At 64.7% G+C, this 19,797-nt stretch carries 17 protein-coding genes; 8 read left to right on the top strand and 9 right to left on the bottom strand.

The window, feature by feature from the left end:
* Position 1 precedes the first annotated feature (1 nt).
* The 7 genes from aroK to CAG11_RS06915 all read left to right on the top strand — a co-directional run bounded on the left by aroK (position 2) and on the right by CAG11_RS06915 (position 11,490).
* Positions 2 to 520 (top strand): shikimate kinase AroK, encoded by a 519-nt coding sequence (gene aroK, locus CAG11_RS06950; RefSeq protein WP_053132472.1) that lies wholly within the window; start codon positions 2 to 4, stop codon positions 518 to 520.
* Positions 521 to 665: 145 nt separating this feature from the next.
* On the top strand, positions 666 to 1,766 hold the full coding sequence (gene aroB / locus CAG11_RS06945) for a 3-dehydroquinate synthase (protein WP_085595644.1): 1,101 nt from the start codon (positions 666 to 668) through the stop codon (positions 1,764 to 1,766).
* Positions 1,767 to 1,775: 9 nt separating this feature from the next.
* Positions 1,776 to 3,374: an AAA family ATPase gene (locus CAG11_RS06940; RefSeq protein WP_085595642.1), complete on the top strand. Its 1,599-nt coding sequence runs from the start codon at positions 1,776 to 1,778 to the stop codon at positions 3,372 to 3,374.
* 348 nt (positions 3,375 to 3,722) lie between these two features.
* Positions 3,723 to 8,171, top strand: coding sequence for a glutamate synthase large subunit (gene gltB, locus CAG11_RS06930; RefSeq protein ID WP_085595640.1), 4,449 nt, complete (start codon positions 3,723 to 3,725; stop codon positions 8,169 to 8,171).
* A gap of 121 nt (positions 8,172 to 8,292) precedes the next feature.
* Positions 8,293 to 9,711: an FAD-dependent oxidoreductase gene (locus CAG11_RS06925; RefSeq protein ID WP_022639922.1), complete on the top strand. Its 1,419-nt coding sequence runs from the start codon at positions 8,293 to 8,295 to the stop codon at positions 9,709 to 9,711.
* Between the two features lie 229 nt (positions 9,712 to 9,940).
* Positions 9,941 to 11,008: a uroporphyrinogen decarboxylase gene (gene hemE, locus CAG11_RS06920; RefSeq protein ID WP_085595638.1), complete on the top strand. Its 1,068-nt coding sequence runs from the start codon at positions 9,941 to 9,943 to the stop codon at positions 11,006 to 11,008.
* 134 nt (positions 11,009 to 11,142) lie between these two features.
* Entirely contained in the window at positions 11,143 to 11,490 is a 348-nt protein-coding gene (locus CAG11_RS06915) for a YgiW/YdeI family stress tolerance OB fold protein (protein WP_085595636.1), read from the top strand.
* A 90-nt stretch (positions 11,491 to 11,580) separates the two neighbouring features.
* Here CAG11_RS06915 and CAG11_RS06910 read toward each other — a convergent pair whose 3' ends face one another.
* Positions 11,581 to 12,816 (bottom strand): MFS transporter, encoded by a 1,236-nt coding sequence (locus tag CAG11_RS06910; RefSeq protein ID WP_371857915.1) that lies wholly within the window; start codon positions 12,814 to 12,816, stop codon positions 11,581 to 11,583.
* Between the two features lie 152 nt (positions 12,817 to 12,968).
* Here CAG11_RS06910 and CAG11_RS06905 point away from each other — a divergent pair, with 152 nt between their 5' ends.
* Positions 12,969 to 13,868, top strand: coding sequence for a LysR family transcriptional regulator (locus CAG11_RS06905; RefSeq protein WP_085595632.1), 900 nt, complete (start codon positions 12,969 to 12,971; stop codon positions 13,866 to 13,868).
* Here the strand turns inward: CAG11_RS06905 and CAG11_RS06900 are convergent.
* The 8 genes from CAG11_RS06900 to CAG11_RS06865 form a co-directional block, all read right to left on the bottom strand.
* On the bottom strand, positions 13,836 to 14,327 hold the full coding sequence (locus CAG11_RS06900) for an excinuclease (RefSeq protein WP_085595630.1): 492 nt from the start codon (positions 14,325 to 14,327) through the stop codon (positions 13,836 to 13,838). The two genes, CAG11_RS06905 and CAG11_RS06900, sit on opposite strands and share 33 nt — an antisense overlap.
* Before the next feature lie 123 nt (positions 14,328 to 14,450).
* Entirely contained in the window at positions 14,451 to 14,897 is a 447-nt protein-coding gene (locus CAG11_RS06895) for a hypothetical protein (protein ID WP_085595628.1), read from the bottom strand.
* A gap of 27 nt (positions 14,898 to 14,924) precedes the next feature.
* Positions 14,925 to 16,151 (bottom strand): beta-ketoacyl-ACP synthase, encoded by a 1,227-nt coding sequence (locus tag CAG11_RS06890; protein ID WP_085595626.1) that lies wholly within the window; start codon positions 16,149 to 16,151, stop codon positions 14,925 to 14,927.
* Complete coding sequence (gene fabG / locus CAG11_RS06885) at positions 16,151 to 16,879, bottom strand: 3-oxoacyl-ACP reductase FabG (protein ID WP_085595624.1); 729 nt, start codon at positions 16,877 to 16,879, stop codon at positions 16,151 to 16,153. The genes CAG11_RS06890 and fabG overlap by 1 nt, the downstream gene beginning before the upstream one ends.
* Complete coding sequence (locus CAG11_RS06880) at positions 16,876 to 17,349, bottom strand: hotdog family protein (RefSeq protein ID WP_085595622.1); 474 nt, start codon at positions 17,347 to 17,349, stop codon at positions 16,876 to 16,878. The genes fabG and CAG11_RS06880 overlap by 4 nt, the downstream gene beginning before the upstream one ends.
* Positions 17,346 to 18,542, bottom strand: coding sequence for a beta-ketoacyl-[acyl-carrier-protein] synthase family protein (locus CAG11_RS06875; RefSeq protein ID WP_085595620.1), 1,197 nt, complete (start codon positions 18,540 to 18,542; stop codon positions 17,346 to 17,348). Before CAG11_RS06875 ends, CAG11_RS06880 begins: the two co-directional genes overlap by 4 nt.
* On the bottom strand, positions 18,539 to 19,024 hold the full coding sequence (locus tag CAG11_RS06870; RefSeq protein WP_085595618.1) for a DUF3261 domain-containing protein: 486 nt from the start codon (positions 19,022 to 19,024) through the stop codon (positions 18,539 to 18,541). The genes CAG11_RS06875 and CAG11_RS06870 overlap by 4 nt, the downstream gene beginning before the upstream one ends.
* Positions 19,021 to 19,782: a class I SAM-dependent methyltransferase gene (locus CAG11_RS06865; RefSeq protein WP_085595615.1), complete on the bottom strand. Its 762-nt coding sequence runs from the start codon at positions 19,780 to 19,782 to the stop codon at positions 19,021 to 19,023. The genes CAG11_RS06870 and CAG11_RS06865 overlap by 4 nt, the downstream gene beginning before the upstream one ends.
* Positions 19,783 to 19,797: the final 15 nt, after the last annotated feature.

The raw sequence follows: 19,797 nt of genomic DNA, 5'->3' as shown, positions 1-19,797 counted from the left end.
TGTGCGAAATTTGATTCTTGTTGGGCCAATGGGGGCTGGAAAAAGCACCATCGGCCGCTTGCTGGCCAAAGAGTTGCGCCTGCCATTCAAAGATTCCGATAAGGAAATTGAACTGCGCACAGGCGCGAATATCCCGTGGATCTTCGACAAGGAAGGCGAGCCGGGTTTTCGCGACCGTGAGCAGGCGATGATCGCCGAGTTGTGCAGCACCGATGGCGTAGTACTGGCCACTGGTGGTGGTGCTGTGATGCGCGATGCCAATCGTCGGGCGTTGCATGCCGGCGGACGAGTGGTGTACCTGCATGCTTCGGTGGAGCAACAGGTCGGACGGACCGCCCGGGATCGCAATCGCCCCTTGTTGCGTACCGCCGATCCGGCCAAGACGCTGCGCGACCTGCTGGAGATCCGCGATCCGCTTTATCGGGAAATCGCCGACCTGGTGGTAGAAACCGATGAGCGGCCACCGCGATTGGTGGTGCTGGACATCCTCGAGCGCCTGCAGCAGCTGCCTCCCCGTTAATACGCCGGATGAAATGCGCTATTCTCGGCGTCGCGCCAGACCGCCAAGGTGTGGCGCAGAGCTATCGGGCCGCGTCAGATGACCAGGCGAGGCCCATCGTCAATGCAAGGCACAATGCCTGCTTCCATCTTCTCTGTGGGGACACATGCAGACACTTAAGGTCGATCTAGGCGAGCGCAGCTACCCGATCCACATCGGTGAAGGATTGTTGGACCGGCCCGAGCTGCTGGTGCCGCACATCGCCGGGCGGCAAGTGGCGATCATTTCCAATGAAACCGTCGCGCCGCTGTACCTTGAGCGTCTGACCCGTACCCTGGCGCAGTTCTCGGTGATCTCGGTGGTCTTGCCCGATGGCGAGGCCTACAAGAACTGGGAAACCCTGCAGTTGATCTTCGATGGCCTGCTGACTGCACGCCACGACCGCCGTACCACCGTCATCGCCCTTGGTGGCGGAGTGATCGGTGACATGGCCGGGTTTGCCGCAGCCTGCTACCAGCGTGGTGTCGACTTCATCCAGATCCCTACCACCTTGCTGTCCCAGGTCGACTCCTCGGTGGGTGGCAAGACTGGCATCAACCACCCGCTGGGCAAGAACATGGTCGGTGCCTTCTACCAGCCGAACGTGGTGTTGATCGATACCACCAGCCTCAAGACCCTGCCGAGCCGCGAGCTGTCGGCGGGCCTGGCGGAGGTGATCAAGTACGGCCTGATCTGCGACGAGCCGTTCCTCACCTGGCTGGAAGAAAACGTCGATCGCCTGCGGGCCCTGGATCCGCAGGCACTGACCTACGCCATCGAACGCTCCTGCGCGGCCAAGGCCGCAGTGGTGGGTGCCGATGAACGCGAGTCGGGCGTGCGCGCCACCCTCAATCTCGGCCACACCTTCGGCCATGCCATCGAGACCCACATGGGCTATGGCGTGTGGTTGCACGGCGAGGCCGTGGCGGCTGGCACCGTGATGGCCCTGGAGATGTCGTCGCGCCTGGGCTGGATCAGCGCGCAGGAGCGTGATCGCGGCATCGCCCTGTTCCAGCGCGCCGGCCTGCCGGTCATTCCGCCCGAGGAGATGACCGAGGCCGATTTTCTCGAACACATGGCAATAGACAAGAAAGTGATCGATGGTCGTTTGCGCCTGGTACTGCTGCGCCGCATGGGCGAAGCCGTAGTGACCGACGACTATCCGAAAGAGGTTCTACAGGCCACGCTGGGAGCGGACTACCGCGCCCTGGCTCAGCTTAAAGGTTGATAGATTCCGATGACTAGTTTGCACGCGGACGAGGCATTCCTCGGCCATTACCAGTTGAGTCACGACCCCTTCGCTCCTCGGGTCCCCGGCTTCAAGTTCTTCCCTGCCCAGCGCAAGCCCGTGCTGGGGCAACTGCACCACCTGGCCCGCTACAGCCAGCTGCTGCTGGTGGTCACCGGCCCCCAGGGCAGCGGCAAGACCCTGTTGCGCCAGGCGCTGGTCGCCAGCACCAACAAGCAATCGGTTCAGAGCGTGGTGGTTTCCGCCCGTGGCGCCGGCGATGCCGCCGGTGTACTGCGCCAGGTGGCCCAGGCGCTGAACGTGGCCCAGGCCGAGATCGGCGCGATCCTGGCCCAGGTGGTGCAACTGGCCCTGACCGGCCAGGAGGTCTACCTGCTGGTGGACGATGCCGAGCAGCTCGACGAGTCTGCGCTCGAGGCGCTGCTGGCGCTGGCGGCGGGCGCCCCTGAAGGTCGTCCCCATGTCTTCCTGTTCGGAGAGTCGTCGCTGATCGCGGCGCTGGACCAGTTCAGCACCGACCAGGAGCGCTTCCACGTCATCGAACTGCAGCCCTACACCGAGGAAGAAACCCGGGAATACCTGGCGCAGCGTCTCGAGGGCGCGGGGCAGGGCATCGAACTTTTCTCCGCAGATCAGATCAGTGATATTCACGAAAGCTCCGATGGCTGGCCGGGCAACATCAACCAGGTCGCCAGGGATGCGATGATCGAAGCAATGATCGCCAGCCGCTCTGCGATAAAGCGTCCAAGTATGGGGTTCAACATGCCTAAGAAACACGTATTGGCCATTTCCGCGGTAGTGGTTGTGGCCGTAGCGGCAGCCTGGCTGATGCCTGGGCGCGGCAAGGCGCCCGCCACCGGCACGCCGGCCAACGAGCAGGCGCAACTGCCGCTGGGACAGGCGTCCAATGCCAATGGCGGCCCGGCTGTAGAGTTCGCCGGTTCGTCGCAACCTATGCCACTGCCGCTGGTCGGCCAGTCGCAACCGGTCATGCGTGGGCCTCTGGCCGAAGCCGCAGGTGGTATCACCGAAGGCGACGATGGGGTGCCTGTGCCGGGTTCGAGCGCCGTTCCACCAACGGTAACGACGACTGCACCGCCGGCTGGCGTACCGGCTGGCCCGGCCGCCACTCCGGCGCCACGTCCTACTCCGGCCCCTGCTCCAGCTCCAGCACCGACCCAGGTGGCCGCCGCCAAGCCAGCCCCAGCGCCCAAGCCTGTGGAGAAGCCTGTGGCCGCCAAGCCTGCTCCGGCCGCCAAGCCGGCCGATAAACCACTCACCGTGGCCAAGGCCGCCACCGGTGGCAGCTGGTACGCCGGCCAGGCGCCTGGCAACTACGTGGTGCAGATCCTGGGTACCAGCTCGGAAGCCACCGCGCAGAACTTCGTCAAGGAACAGGGCGGCGAGTACCGCTACTTCAAGAAAGTCCTCAACGGCAAGCCGCTGTATGTGATCACCTACGGCAACTTCGCAAGCCGCGATGCAGCGGTCAGCGCTATCAAATCCTTGCCAGCGAAGGTTCAGGCTGGTAAACCTTGGCCTCGCACTGTCGCCAGCGTTCAACAAGAACTCGCAACAGCCCGCTGAAGATTCGGCGGCCTTACCCAGGCCGCCTCTCCAGGCAACCTCAAATTTCCGCATCAGCATGCTGCCCTACAGGCCGCGTGCTTTGTGGTGTCTGCGTCACAGTAGTTTTTGAGTCGCTGCAGTCCAAGACAAAACTTTTTGACTAGCACAGCGTATCGCTTTAAAACGTTCATAAATGCGACATGAATTTTCGACAGATCGTCGTTAAATTTGTGGGGTTATGTGTCGGTGTGTACAATGACCTCCCTTTTGCCCCTGCAAAGTCGGCGTACGTTCGACGTGGAAGGTAACAGGTTGAATTGAAAAGAAATTTGTCTCGAAAAGAGGCAGCCTGGTGAGAAAGTGTCTATGAAAGCAGGTCTGTACCAACCCGATGAATTTAAGGATAACTGTGGTTTCGGCCTGATCGCCCATATGCAGGGCGAACCCAGTCATACCCTGTTGAAAACGGCCATCGAGGCCCTGACCTGTATGACCCACCGCGGTGGGATCAACGCGGACGGCAAGACCGGCGACGGTTGCGGTCTGCTGATACAAAAACCCGACCTGTTCCTGCGCGCTGTCGCCAAGGAGCACTTCGGGACCGACCTGCCCAAGCAGTACGCCGTGGGCATGGTGTTCTTCAACCAGGATCCGGCCAAGGCCGAAGCTGCGCGGGAAAACATGAACCGCGAGATCCTGGCCGCCGGCCTGCAACTGCTGGGCTGGCGCAAGGTGCCGATCGACACCAGTGTGCTCGGGCGCCTGGCCCTTGAGCGCCTGCCGCAGATCGAGCAAGTATTCATCGGCGGTGAAGGCCTGAGCGACCAGGACTTCGCCATCAAGCTGTTCAGCTCTCGCCGTCGTTCCTCGGTGGCCAACGCCGCCGACACCGACCACTACATCTGCAGCTTTTCCCACAAGACCATCATCTATAAAGGCCTGATGATGCCGGCGGACCTCGCCGCCTTCTATCCAGACCTGGGCGATCCGCGCCTGCAGACCGCGATTTGCGTGTTCCACCAGCGCTTCTCCACCAACACCCTGCCGAAGTGGCCGCTGGCGCAGCCCTTCCGCTTCCTCGCCCACAACGGCGAGATCAACACCATCACCGGCAACCGTAACTGGGCGGTGGCGCGGCGTACCAAGTTCGCCAACGACCTGATCCCCGACCTGGAAGAGCTGGGGCCGCTGGTCAACCGCGTGGGTTCCGACTCCTCGAGCATGGACAACATGCTGGAGCTGATGGTCACCGGTGGTATCGACCTGTTCCGTGGCGTGCGCATGATCATTCCGCCGGCCTGGCAGAACGTCGAGACCATGGACGCCGACCTGCGCGCCTTCTACGAATACAACTCCATGCACATGGAGCCCTGGGACGGCCCGGCCGGCGTGGTCATGACCGATGGTCGCCATGCCGTCTGCCTGCTGGACCGCAACGGCCTGCGCCCGGCGCGTTGGGTCACCACCAGGAACGGCTTCATCACCCTGGCCTCGGAAATCGGCGTCTGGAACTACCAGCCCGAGGACGTGATCGCCAAGGGCCGGGTCGGTCCGGGGCAGATCTTCGCCGTGGACACCGAGACCGGGCAGATCCTCGACACCGACGCCATCGACAACCGTCTCAAGTCCCGTCATCCGTACAAGCAATGGCTGCGCAAGAATGCCCTGCGCATCCAGGCCACCATGGAAGACAACGACCACGGCTCGGCCTTCTACGACGTCGACCAGCTCAAGCAGTACATGAAGATGTACCAGGTCACCTTCGAAGAGCGTGACCAGGTGCTGCGGCCGTTGGGCGAGCAGGGCTACGAGGCGGTAGGCTCCATGGGCGACGACACGCCGATGGCCGTGCTGTCCCAGCGCGTGCGCACCCCCTACGACTACTTCCGCCAGCAGTTCGCCCAGGTCACCAACCCGCCGATCGACCCGCTGCGCGAAGCCATCGTCATGTCCCTGGAGATCTGCCTCGGTGCCGAGCGCAACATCTTCCAGGAATCCCCCGAGCATGCCTCGCGGGTAATCCTCAGCTCGCCGGTGATCTCCCCGGCCAAGTGGCGTTCGCTGATGAACCTGGAGCGCCCGGGTTTCGAGCGCCAGATCATCGACCTCAACTATGACGAGAGCGTCGGCCTGGAAGCGGCGATCCGCAATGTCGCCGACCAGGCTGAGGAAGCCGCCCGGGCCGGCCGCACCCAGATCGTCCTGAGCGACCGCCATATCGCCCCGGGCAAGCTGCCGATCCATGCGTCCCTGGCCACCGGCGCGGTGCATCACCGCCTGACCGAGAAGGGCCTGCGCTGCGACTCCAACATCCTGGTAGAAACCGCCACTGCCCGCGATCCGCATCACTTCGCGGTGCTGATCGGCTTTGGCGCCTCGGCGGTCTATCCGTTCCTGGCCTACGAAGTGCTGGGCGACCTGATCCGTACCGGCGAGGTGCTGGGCGACCTCTACGAGGTGTTCAAGAACTACCGCAAGGGCATTACCAAGGGCCTGCTGAAGATCCTGTCGAAGATGGGCATCTCCACCATCACGTCCTACCGTGGTGCGCAGTTGTTCGAAGCCATCGGCCTGTCCGAAGAGGTCTGCGACCTGAGCTTCCGTGGGGTACCGAGCCGGATCAAGGGTGCGCGTTTCGTCGATATCGAGGCCGAGCAGAAGGCCCTGGCCGCCGAAGCCTGGAGCCCGCGCAAGCCGATCCAGCAAGGCGGCCTCTTGAAGTTCGTCCATGGCGGCGAATACCACGCCTACAACCCGGATGTGGTCAACACCCTGCAAGCCGCGGTGCAACAGGGCGACTACGCCAAGTTCAAGGAATACACCGCGCTGGTGGACAACCGCCCAGTGTCGATGATTCGCGACCTGTTCCAGGTCAAGACCCTGGAGCAGCCGCTGGACCTGGGCGAAGTCGAGCCCCTGGAAGCGATCCTCAAGCGTTTCGACTCTGCCGGCATCTCCCTCGGTGCGCTGTCGCCGGAGGCCCACGAGGCCCTGGCCGAGGCGATGAACCGCCTGGGCGCGCGCTCCAACTCCGGTGAGGGCGGTGAAGATCCGGCCCGCTACGGCACCATCAAGAGCTCGAAGATCAAGCAAGTGGCCACTGGCCGTTTCGGCGTGACCCCGGAATACCTGGTCAACGCCGAAGTGCTGCAGATCAAGGTGGCCCAGGGCGCCAAGCCCGGCGAGGGCGGCCAACTGCCCGGCGGCAAAGTCAACGGCCTGATCGCCAGGCTGCGCTACGCGGTTCCGGGTGTGACCCTGATCTCGCCTCCGCCGCACCACGACATCTACTCGATCGAAGACTTGTCGCAGCTGATTTTCGACCTCAAGCAGGTCAACCCCCAGGCACTGGTTTCGGTGAAGCTGGTGGCCGAGGCCGGGGTCGGCACCATCGCCGCCGGCGTGGCCAAGGCCTATGCCGACCTGATCACCATCTCCGGCTATGACGGTGGCACCGGCGCCTCGCCGCTGACCTCGATCAAGTACGCCGGCGCCCCATGGGAACTGGGCCTGGCCGAAACCCACCAGACCCTGCGCGGCAACGACCTGCGCGGCAAGGTCCGGGTGCAGACCGACGGCGGCCTCAAGACCGGCCTGGACGTGATCAAGGCGGCCATCCTCGGCGCCGAGAGCTTCGGCTTCGGCACTGCGCCGATGATCGCCCTGGGCTGCAAGTACCTGCGCATCTGCCACCTGAACAACTGCGCCACCGGCGTCGCCACCCAGAACGACAAGCTGCGCAAGGACCACTACATCGGCACCGTCGACATGGTGGTGAACTTCTTCACCTACGTGGCCGAGGAAACCCGCGAGTGGCTGGCCAGGCTGGGCGTGCGTTCGCTGCAAGAGCTGATCGGCCGTACCGACCTGCTCCAGGTGCTCGAAGGCCAGACCGCCAAGCAGCACCACCTGGACCTGACCCCGTTGCTGGGCAGCGACCACGTACCGGCGGACAAGCCGCAGTTCTGCCAGGTGGACCGCAACCCGCCGTTCGACCAGGGCCTGCTGGCCGAGAAGATGGTCGAGATGGCGCGCGCAGCCATCAACGACAAGAGCGGTGCCGAGTTCGAACTGGATATCTGCAACTGCGACCGGTCCATCGGCGCGCGGATTTCCGGCGAGATCGCCAAGGTCCACGGCAACCAGGGCATGGCCCAGGCGCCGATCACTTTCCGCTTCAAGGGCACTGCTGGCCAGAGCTTCGGCGTGTGGAACGCCGGCGGCCTGAACCTCTACCTGGAAGGCGACGCCAACGACTACGTGGGCAAGGGCATGACCGGCGGCAAGCTGGTGATCGTCCCGCCCCAGGGCAGCGCCTACAAGACCCAGGATAGCGCCATTGTCGGCAACACCTGCCTGTACGGCGCCACGGGCGGCAAGCTGTTCGCCGCCGGCACCGCGGGCGAGCGTTTCGCCGTACGCAACTCCGGTGCCCATACCGTGGTGGAAGGCACCGGCGATCACTGCTGCGAATACATGACCGGTGGTTTTGTCTGCGTCCTGGGCAAGACCGGCTACAACTTCGGCTCAGGCATGACGGGCGGCTTCGCCTACGTGCTGGACATGGACAACAGCTTCGTCGACAAGCTGAACCATGAACTGGTGGAGATCCAGCGGATCACCGGCGAGGCGATGGAGGCTTATCGCAGCCATCTTTCGCGCGTGCTGGGCGAGTACGTCGAGGAAACCGGTAGTGAATGGGGTCGTGAGCTCTGGGAAAACCTGGACGACTATGCGCGTCGCTTCTGGCTGGTCAAGCCGAAGGCGGCGAACCTGAAGAACCTGCTCTCCAGCACCCGGGCCAACCCGCAATAAAGCAGCTGCAAGTGGCGAGCCTCAAGCTGCAAGCGAAGCAGTACGAGGTTTGCCGGGCATTAGTGATCGACTTGCGGCTTGCAGCTCATAGCTTGCAGCTGCTGTATAGAGGTTTTGAAAAATGGCTGAACGTCTGAATAACGACTTCCAGTTCATCGATGTCGGGCGCAAGGATCCGAAGAAGAAACTGTTGCGTCAGCGCAAGAAAGAGTTCGTGGAAATCTACGAGCCCTTCAAACCCCAGCAATCGGTCGAACAGGCCCATCGCTGCCTGGGTTGTGGCAATCCCTACTGCGAATGGAAGTGCCCGGTGCACAACTTCATTCCCAACTGGCTCAAGCTGGTGGCCGAGGGCAACATCCTGGCCGCCGCCGAGTTGTCGCACCAGACCAACACTCTGCCGGAAGTCTGCGGCCGCGTATGCCCGCAGGACCGCCTGTGCGAGGGCGCCTGCACCCTCAACGACGGTTTCGGCGCAGTGACCATCGGCTCGGTGGAGAAGTACATCACCGACACCGCCTTCGCCATGGGCTGGCGCCCGGACATGTCCAAGGTCAAGCCCACCGGCAAGCGCGTGGCGATCATCGGTGCCGGCCCGGCGGGCCTGGGCTGTGCCGACGTGCTGGTACGTGGTGGCGTGACGCCGGTGGTATTCGACAGGAACCCGGAGATCGGTGGCCTGCTGACCTTCGGCATCCCCGAGTTCAAGCTGGAAAAGACCGTGCTGAGCAATCGCCGGGAAGTCTTCAGCGGCATGGGCATCGAGTTCCGCCTCAACACCGAGGTGGGCAAGGACGTGACCATGGAGCAACTGCTCGCCGAGTTCGATGCGGTGTTCATGGGCATGGGCACCTACACCTACATGAAGGGCGGTTTTGCCGGCGAGGACCTGCCGGGCGTGTACGACGCGCTGGACTTCCTGGTGGCCAACGTCAACCGCAACCTGGGTTTCGAGAAGTCGCCGGAAGATTTCGTCGACATGAACGGCAAGAAGGTCGTGGTGCTCGGCGGTGGCGACACGGCGATGGACTGCAACCGCACGTCCATCCGCCAGGGCGCCAAGTCGGTGACCTGTGCCTATCGCCGCGACGAGGCCAACATGCCCGGCTCGCGCAAAGAGGTGAAGAACGCCAAGGAAGAGGGCGTGAAGTTCCTCTACAACCGCCAGCCCATCGCCATCGTCGGTGAAGACAAGGTCGAAGGCGTGAAGGTGGTCGAGACCCGTCTCGGCGAACCGGACGCCCGTGGCCGGCGCAGCCCCGAGCCGATCCCGGGTTCCGAGGAGATCATCCCGGCCGATGCCGTGGTCATCGCCTTCGGCTTCCGTCCGAGCCCGGCGCCCTGGTTCGAGCAGTTCCAGATCCAGACCGACAGCCAGGGCCGCGTGGTGGCGCCGGAGCAGGGCCAGTACAAGCACCAGACCAGCAACCCGAAGATCTTCGCCGGTGGCGACATGGTGCGCGGTTCCGACCTGGTGGTGACGGCGATCTTCGAAGGGCGCAACGCCGCCGAAGGCATCCTCGACTACCTGGGCGTTTAAGCTGCTGCGCTCGGAAATGCTGCGTTGAAAACAGACTCGGAATGCTCATTGACAGCAGTCAACTCCGCTTCCTCGTCTGTTTTCGCCTTGCCTTGCCTTCGCTCGCGACGCTTAAATAGCTGCTTGTAGTCCGCGACAAATTGACCCGATACATAAAAGGCACGGCTCTTGCCGTGCCTTTTATGTCGCGCTCTGAGAAAATGCCCCCACTTTTTTTCCGGATGCCGACATGACTGCCCTGAAGAACGACCGTTTCCTCCGTGCCCTGCTCAAGCAACCCGTAGACGTCACCCCGGTGTGGATGATGCGTCAGGCCGGGCGCTACCTGCCTGAATATCGCGCCAGCCGCGCCAGCGCCGGTGATTTTATGAGCCTGTGCATGAATCCAGCGTTCGCCTGCGAAGTCACCCTGCAGCCCCTGGACCGTTATCCACAGCTGGATGCGGCGATCCTCTTCTCCGACATCCTGACCATCCCCGATGCCATGGGCCAAGGCCTGTACTTCGAGACCGGCGAAGGCCCGCGCTTCAAGAAAGTGGTCAGCACCCTGGCCGACATCGAGGCCTTGCCGATCCCCGATCCGCACAAGGACCTGGGCTACGTGATGGACGCGGTCAGCACCATCCGCCGCGAACTCAACGGCCGCGTGCCGCTGATCGGCTTCTCCGGCAGCCCCTGGACCCTGGCGACCTACATGGTCGAGGGCGGTTCGTCCAAGGACTTCCGCAAGTCCAAGGCCATGCTCTACGACAACCCACAAGCCATGCACCTGCTGCTGGACAAGCTGGCGCAGTCGGTCACCGCCTACCTGAACGGGCAGATCCGTGCAGGCGCCCAGGCGGTGCAGATCTTCGACAGCTGGGGTGGCAGCCTCTCGGCGGCGGCCTACCAGGAGTTCTCCCTGGCCTACATGCGCAAGATCGTCAGCGGCCTGATCCGCGAGCATGAAGGACGCAAGGTGCCGGTGATCCTGTTCACCAAGGGCGGCGGCCTGTGGCTGGAAAGCATTGCCGATGCCGGCGCGGACAGCCTGGGCCTGGACTGGACCTGCGATATCGGCGAAGCCCGGCGCCGGGTCGGTGCCAAGGTGTCGCTGCAAGGCAACATGGACCCCACCGTGCTCTACGCCAACCCGGAGGCGATCCGCGCTGAAGTCGCGCGCATCCTCGCCAGCTACGGCAAGGGCAGCGGCCACGTGTTCAACCTGGGCCATGGCATCACCCCGGAAGTGAACCCGGAACACGCCGGCGCCTTCCTGCGGGCGGTGCACGAGCTGTCGGCGCAGTACCACGAGTAACCGCACCTGCTGCGATCGAGCCCGGCCTTGGCCGGGCTTTTTCTTGCGGGTGAAAGGCAAGGGCGCCGATTAAGTTTCAATTCAGCCTGGGTGGTTAACCTTGTCGGCATCGAAACCCAGAATGGATCACTGCCATGAAAACCCGTTACCTCGCCCTGTTGCTCGCCCCGCTGTTCAGCACCGCTGCCCTGGCTACCGGCTATACCGGCCCCGGGGCCCAGGCGGTCACTACCGTTGCCGCCGCCAAGGATGCCTCGGACGATACCCCGGTGGTGCTCCAGGGTTATGTCACCAAGAAGCTGGACAACGACGACAAGTACGAATTCAAGGATTCCAGCGGCACCATCACCGTTGAGATCGACGACGAGAACCTGCCACCGGTGCCCTTCAACGAGAAGACCCTGGTCAAGCTGACCGGCGAGGTGGAGAAGGGCTTGATGAAGCGCGAGATCGACGTCGACCTGGTGGAGATCCTCAAGTAAGCCGCTCGCTCATCCCAGGCGATACCGATGCCGGCGCCCGACCTTGCAGATGCCTTGCGAGAGTCGGGCGCCGGCATGCTCGTCCTGGGCTCAGGGCGCTGCCAGGGGTTGCAGCTTGGCCAGCTTCAAGGCCGCCAGCAACGCCACCAGCAGCAGGGCGCCGATGAACAGGCCGATGCCGTTCCAGCCCGCCAGGTGCCAGAACACCCCACCCGCGGTGCCGGCGATGCTCGAGCCGGCGTAGTAGCTGAACAGGTACAGCGACGAGGCCTGGCCCTTGGCCCTGGTGGCGCGGCGACCGATCCAGCTGCTGGCCACCGAGTGCGCCCCGAAGAAGCCGAAGGTGAACACCAGCATGCCGATGATCACCACCGGCAGCGGCTCCAGCAGGGTCAGGGCCAGGCCGGCGAGCATCAGCACGATGGTGGCCCAGAGCATCTTGCGCCGCCCCAGGCGATCGGCCAGGGCGCCGACTTTCGCCGAGCTGTAGATCCCCGACAGGTACACCACCGACAGCAGGCCGACGAACGCCTGGTCCATGTGGTACGGCGCGGCCAGCAGGCGATAGCCGATGTAGTTGAACAGGGTCACGAAGGCCCCCATCAGCATGAAGGCCTCGAGGAACAGCAGCGGCAGGCCGGCATCGCGAAAGTGCATGGTGAAGCCGTCCAGCAGGCTGCGTGGGTGCAGCGAGCGTGGGCGGAAGTTGCGCGACTCGGGCAGGATGCGCCAGAACACCGCCGCGGCGATCAGCGCCAGAGCGCCGATCACCAGCATCGCCGTGTGCCAGCTGACGAAATCGATCAGCACCCCGGTGATCAATCGCCCACTCATGCCGCCGATGGCGTTGCCGCCGATGTACAGGCCCATGGCCAGGCCGATGTGCTGGGGGTGGATCTCTTCGCTGAGGTAGGTCATGGCCACCGCCGCCAGCCCGCTCAGGGACAACCCAACCAGCGCGCGCATCACCAGCACGCCATGCCAGCTGGGCATCAGGGCGCTGGCGATGGTGCACAGGGCCGCGGCCAAGAGGGCCGCCACCATCACCGGCTTGCGACCGATCCGATCGGAAATCGGCCCGGTGACCAGCAGGCCCACGGCCAGCAAGGCAGTGGAGACCGACAGCACCAGGCTGCTCTGGGCGGCGTTGATGGAGAACTCCAGGGACAGCAGCGGCATCATCGGTTGTACGCAGTACAGCAGGGCGAAGGTGGCGAAGCCGCCGGAGAACAGGGCCAGCACCGTGCGCATGAACAGCGGCGTGCCTTTCTCGATATAGGCGTCGTTGAGTTGGGCGACTACCTCGTCCAGGGGCGTAGAGGGAATTTCGTGGGCAAGCGGGGCGACAGCGGTTTTCACGGGGACCTCGGGGGGAACGCAGCCAGGCAGGCAATGAAAAAAGCATATAGCCGGCTAATAATTCATTCCAATATATTGTTCGACCTGTTTGATAGGTTCTACGACTCAATGGGGTTTCCATGGAATTGCGTCACCTGCGTTACTTCATCGCCGTGGCCGAGGAGTTGCACTTTGGCCGCGCGGCCCAGGCCCTGGGAATTTCCCAGCCGCCTCTGAGCCAGCAGATCCAGGCCCTGGAGCAAGAGATCGGCGCGCGTTTGTTCGAGCGTACCAATCGTCGGGTCGAACTCAGCGAGGCCGGCCGGCTGTTCCTCGAAGAGGCTCGACTGGCGCTGGCCCAGGTGGACAAGGCCGCCGATGTGGCCCGTCGCGCGCAGTTGGGCGAACTGGGCGAGTTGAAGATCGGCTTCACCTCGTCGGCGCCCTTCAACTCGACGATTCCCCAGGCGATCTTCGCCTTTCGCCAACGCTTTGCCGCCGTGCACCTCAAGCTCAAGGAAATGAGCAGCACCCAGGTGGCCGAGGCGCTGGTGGACCAGGCCATCCAGGTCGGCATCATGCGGCCCTTGCCCCTGCCGGATTCGCTGTCGGTGGTGGAGCTGTTGCGCGAGCCACTGGTGGCGGTGCTCAGCTCCAAGCACCCGCTGGCCGAAGGTCGCGAAGAAGGCCTGTACCTGTCCAAGCTGGCCCAGGAGCCCTTCGTGTTCTTTCCCCGCAGCTATGGCAGCGGCCTGTACGCCCAGTTGCTGAACCTGTCGCGGGATGCCGGGTTCACCCCGCATTTCGCCCAGGAGGCCTCGGAGGCCATGACCATCATCGGCCTGGTGGCCGCGGGCCTTGGGGTCTCGGTGTTGCCGGCGTCCTACCAGCGCATGCGTATCGACGGCGTGGTCTATCGCCGGCTGCTGGACCCGCAAGCCATGACGGCGGTGTGGCTGGTGCAGCGCAAGGACCAGTGCTCGCCCATGGCCAAGGCCTTCGTCGAGCTACTGACGCGCAAGACCGGGGCCGCGTGCTGAAGGGCTGTTGGGGCGGGGCGGCGTTTGCAGGAACACCAGGTCGCCGCGCAACGCCACGCCGGCCATCAACACCCCGGCGCGACACTCGTAAGTGTTGAGGTCCTTGCGCACGCGCTGCTTGTAGTAGCTGACGATGTTGGTCACGGCATTGGCGCCGACCCGCTTGGCTGCGGCCTGCAGGGTGATCAGGGCCGATTGCAGGGCCCATTCGCAGGCGGCGATATCGCTCTTGTTGAAGGCGTTGGTCTTCTTGTTGGTGGCCAGCTCGGTGACCTTGACCTGAAGTACCGCCGGGTGCGGGTTGCCCGCCAGGTAGAACTTCACGCTGCCGTCCAGGCGCCCGGCGCGCAGGGCATCGGACACCACGCTCTCGAAGGGCATGTACATCAGGTTGGTGGCCCGGCTGTCAGGGCTGAAGACGGACAGCAGGGCCAGGGCAATCAGCGCTTTCACTTGCATGGTCGGCTCCTTGACGGATGTGAAAGGCAAGCCGTCATGGCGCGTCGGCCCGCTGTTGCGAGTGTAGACGCTGATCGATCTTGTAGCCGTCGCCTCACCGGCGTTCGCCTGCGGCCACAGGGGTCATTGGGCTGCGGGAGAGGCCTTGGCCGAGTCCGACAACTGCTGCGCGGTGCGCTGGTTCTGGCCGTCGCGCAGGTCTCGCAGGATGCCCTTGTCCAGCAGGCGTACCCAGCGGATGTAGTTCTTGTGGATCTTGCCGTCCTGGTAGTCCAGGGCGCGGCTGTCGCGATAGACGATCTTGTAGTGGTTGGCCGAGTACTGGATATCGATCTTCGCGTAGAACTGCTCGCGCACGGTGATATCCGCCTGGATCAGCTCGGGGCCGATTTGCCGCACGGTCCACTGGCGGGCCACCAGGTTCTTCAGGATCGCTTGCTTGACCTGCTCGTGGTCGGTCTGGATGGTGGCCGGGATGATGCGGTTGGGGGTGTACATCGGCTTGCTGGTGCAGGCCGCGGTGCCCAGCAAGGCGAGGACGATCAAGGTGGCGCGAAGCAGGGAGGACATTCCATTTTCTCCAGGAGGGGGCAAGGGTCAGGACCAGCGGCGGAAGATCAACGAGGTGTTGACGCCGCCGAAGGCGAAGTTGTTGTTCATCACGTATTCGTGGCTCATGGCACGCAATCCGCCTTGCAGGTAGTCCAGCTCGCCGCAGCGAGGGTCGACCCGGTCCAGGTTGCAGGTGTGCACGTAGAGGTCGCGCTTGAGCATCTCGATGCTGAACCAGGACTCCAGGGCCCCGCAGGCGCCCAGGGTGTGGCCGAGGAAACTCTTTTGCGAGCTGATGGGCATGCGGTTGCCGAACAGGCTGCTGGTGGCCTGGGTCTCGGCGATGTCGCCCTGTTCGGTGGCGGTGCCATGGCCGTTGACGTAGCCGATGGCGGCGGGCGCCAGGGCCGCGTCTTCCAGCGCCAGCTCCATGGCCCGGCGCATGGTGGCCTGCTCGGGACGGGTGGTGTGCTGGCCGTCGGCGTTGCTGCCGAAACCGACGATTTCCGCGTGGATCCGCGCTCCCCGGGCCAGGGCGTGCTCCAGCTCTTCCAGGACCAGCATGCCGCCGCCTTCGCCGATCACCAGGCCGTCGCGATCGCAATCGTAGGGCCGCGGGCTGCTGTGGGGCGCGTCGTTCTTCAAGCTGGTGGCATACAGCGCATCGAACACCATGGCTTCGGTGGGGCACAGCTCCTCGGCGCCCCCGGCGACCATCATCGGCAGGCGGCCGAACTTGATCGCCTCATAGGCATAACCGACGCCCTGGCTACCGCTGGTACAGGCGCTGGAGGTGGGGATCAGGCGCCCGGTGAGGCCGAAGAAGATGCTGATATTGGCCGCGGTGGTGTGGGGCATCATGCGCACGTAGGAGTTGGCGTTGAGCCCTTCGGCCACCGAGTTCAGCAGCATATTGCCGAAGGCCTTGATCTCCTCGGTGCTGCCGGTGGACGAGCCGCAGGCCACGCCCATGCGCCCATCCTTGATCGAGGGATCGCCCAGCAGCCCGGCGTCGGCCAGGGCCTGTTCGGCGGCCGCGACCGCCAGCCGCGAGACCCGGCCCATGCTGCGCAGCTGCTTGCGGGTCCAGTGCCCGGGCACCTGGAAATCGTCGATGGGGCCGGCCAGGCGGGTGTTAAGCTCGCTGAACCTGTCCCACTCGTCCATCCGCCGGATGCCGCTGAGATTGGCCGCGAAGCGCTCGACCAGGCTGTCCCAGTCGTTGCCCAGGGCGGTGATGCCGGCCATGCCGGTGACGACCACGCGCTTCATCAGCACAAGCCCCCGTTGACCGCCAGCACCTGGCGGGTGATGTAGGCGGCTTCGGCGGACATCAGGAAATTCACCGCGCTGGCGACCTCCTCGGGGGTGCCCATGCGCTGCGCCGGAATCATCTTCAGCAGTTCTTCCACTGGCACGTCCTCATCCAGCATGGCGGTGTCGATCAGGCCCGGGGCCACGCAGTTGACGGTGATCTTGCGCTTGCCCAACTCGATGGCCAGGGCCTTGGCAGCGCCGATCAGGCCGGCCTTGGAGGCACTGTAGTTGACCTGGCCACGGTTGCCGATCAGCCCCGAGACCGAGGTGATACAGATGATTCGCCCTGCTGCGCGGCGCCGGATCATCGGCATCATCACGGGATGCAGGACGTTGTAGAAACCGTCGAGGTTGGTGCGCAGCACCTGGTCCCAGTCTTCCTCGCCCAGGGCCGGGAAGGCGCCGTCGCGGGTCAGGCCGGCATTGAGCACCACGCCATAGTAGGCACCATGGGTTTGGACATCGGCCTCCAGGGCCGCCTTGCAGGCCGCGCGGTCGGCGACATCGAATTGCAGGATTCGGGCGGTACGGCCCAGGGCCTGGACCTCGGCCCGGACGGCTTCGGCTTCGGTACGACCGGTGCGGTAATGCAGCACCAGGTCATAACCGGCCTGGGCCAGGCGCAGGGCGATGGCGCGGCCGATGCCACGGCTGGAGCCAGTGACCAGTACGGAGTCAGTCATGACGGGGTTCCTTTGGAAGAATCGGCGGTTTCATGCAGGTAGTCGGCGGCCCGGGGCGGGCGATAGACGTTCAGGCGTGCACTGGCGGCGATGCCCGGGCCGCTCAGGTGGCACTCGAACACGCCCATGCCGTTGTCGTCCTCCAGGGAGCGCAGCGCATGGATTTCCAGCACGCTGCCGGCGGGGAAGCACTCGACATTGCATTGGAACTTGCGAGTGCCCAGCAAGAAGCCCAGCTCCGCTGGCTGGCCTTGCTGGCGGGCACGGCAACCGGCGTAGGCGGCGACGCTCTGGGCCATCAGCTCGACGCCGACCCAGGCTGGCAGGCTGCCGTCGGGCCGGTTGAACAGGCCGCCGGGGCGAACCTGGAGGCGGGTGCGCACTTGCTCTTCATCGAAGGCCAGGACCTGGTCGATGAGGATCATGTCGCCGGCGTGGGGCAGCAGTTCGGCGAGCGGCCAGTCAATCATGGGGCGTCTCCGATAATCAGGCTGACGTTGTTGCCGCCGAAGGCGAAGGAATTGCTCATCAGGCGGCGGGGTGAACGGGGCTCCAGGCGGTCGGCGGCGGTGACCCAGTGCAGCCCTGGCAGCGCTGGATCGGCCTGGCCATCCCAGACATGGGGCGGCAAGGCTCCACCCGGGTTGTCGGCACCCAGGGCCAGCCAGCAGAACGCTGCTTCCAGGGCTCCGGCGGCGCCCAGGGTATGGCCACTCATGGGCTTGGTCGAGGAGCAGGGCACGCCCTCGGGGAACAGCCCGGCCACCGCCAGGCTTTCCATGGCGTCGTTGTGCTGGGTGGCGGTGCCGTGCAGGTTCAGGTAGGCGATCTGCCGGGCTTGCAGCCGGGCGCTGCGCAACGCCAGCTCCATGGCTTGCAGGGCGCCACGGCCGTCGGGGGCCGGCGCGGAGATATGGTAGGCATCGGAACTGGCGCCACCGCCGAGCAGGGCGATGGAAGGGCCGGTGCCGGGCTCCCGGGTCATCAGGAACAGCACCGCGGCTTCGCCGATATTGATGCCGTCGCGATTGCGCGAAAACGGATTGCAACGCTGGCCGGAGACCGCCTCCAGGGCCGAGAAACCATTGAGAGTCAGCTTGCACAGGCTGTCGACCCCACCGCACAGCACCGCGTCGCAGATCCCCAGGTCCAGCAGGCGTCGGGCGCTGAGCAGGGCCCGGGCGCTGGAGGTACAGGCGGTGGAGATCACGTAGGCCGGCCCGCTCAATTGCAGCCACTGGGCGAGGAAGTTGGCCGGGGCGCCGAGCTCCTGCTGGCGATAGTTGTAGTCCGCCGGGAACTGCCGGTCCCGCAGGTAGCCGGCGATGCCGCGGCTGGCCTCGTCGATCCCCGAGGTGCTGGTGCCCAGGACCACGCCGACCCGGCCATGGCCGTAGCGCTCGATGGCCCGGTGGATGTCGTCCTCGATCTGCAGCGTGGCCTCCAGCAGCAGCTGGTTGTTGCGGCTGCCATGGACCTGCTGGTCCGGTGGCAGGCTGGCCAGGGGCCCGCGCACCGCGGCCACCGGCAACGTGCGTTCGGGTACCCAGCCGCTTTCTGCGCGCATGCCCGAGCAGTCGCCGGCAAACAGGCTGCGGGCGACTTCCGGGCGATTGCGGCCCAGGGCGCAGATCAGCCCGAGGGCGTTGAGGTAGGCGGTCATGGAGTGGCCTCGGTGGTCAGCGCCGTGACGTGATAGTGCGGGCCTTGGGGCAGTTGCACGGTGAAATCCAGTGTTTGTCGATAAGTGACCTGCCAGCGTTGGCCAAGGGCCCGGCGCTGGTCTTGGGTTTGAGCGCCGGGGTAGCTGGCTGGCAATTCGGCCGCCGGGGTCAAGGCGAACAGCAGGGCGGCGAACAGCTCCCTGGCCTCGGGATTGGGCGGCAGCAGGCCATCGGCTTGCCATTGGCCATCCACCAGGCGCTGGCGGGCCTGGGGAATGCCCAGGGGATCCATCAGCGACCAGCGCAGTCCCGGACCTTCGGCCTGCAGCACCAGCAGCCAATCCTGGCGCTGGCCCTGGCTTTGGCGCTGGATATGCAGTTGCAGCGGCAGGTCCAGCGCGGGCGCGCGTTGCGGCAGTGGCGCCTGGCTGGCGCAGGCGCTAAGCAGCAGGACACAACCGAGCAGCAGGGCACGGATCATGAGGCTCGACCTTGCCCGGTACCCGGCGCCGCCAGGGGCTTGCGAGCCACCACGTTGACCAGGGTTTCCTCGCGCTGGCCCACCGGTGGCGGTTGACGCAGGCCAAGGCGCTCCAGCAGGCCGAAGTCCTTGGCGCGGCTCCACCACAGGTACGGATAGGACACATTGTCCTCGGAGAACTCGAAGCCTTGCTGGCGAATCATCTGCAAATACTCGGTGGCGCTTTTCTGCACGTGCATGGGGTGGCGGAACAGCCAGCGGATCACCCAGGTATCGATATAGGCCTGGGTGGATTCGGCGAACATCAGGTAGCCGCCGGGCTTGAGCACACGATAGAACTCGGCGAGGGCTTTTTCCTGTTCCACCAGGTGATGGAAGGTCTGGTGGCAGAACAACAGGTCGACGCTGGCGTCGTCCAGCTTCAGGGTCGCGCAGTCGCTGCCGATCAGCTCCACCTCCCATTGCTGGCGCCGGGCTTCCTCGGCGCTGAGCATGAGGCTGTGGGGGTCGGCATCGATGCCGATCAGGCGCTGGGGAGCGAACACCTGGCGCAAGTGCTGGAACGACTTGCCCTGGCCGCAGCCGGCGTCCAGCAGTACCGGAGCCTGCGGCGGCTCGTCGTCGAACAGCGAACGCAAATCGTTGATCGCCACTCGCAACACATGGTGCTGCCAGGTATGGCTGCGCAGGAACCAGAAGCCGAAGCGGGTTTCCTCGACGTAGCTGTCGCTCAGGTAGGGCGAGGCCTGGCCGGTCATGGGCGAACCCTCGCA

Origin of the sequence: Pseudomonas sp. B6(2017) (genome assembly GCF_002112765.1) — a bacterium.
Lineage (GTDB): Bacteria > Pseudomonadota > Gammaproteobacteria > Pseudomonadales > Pseudomonadaceae > Aquipseudomonas > Aquipseudomonas piscis.
This window is presented reverse-complemented; position numbering and strand designations above follow the sequence as displayed.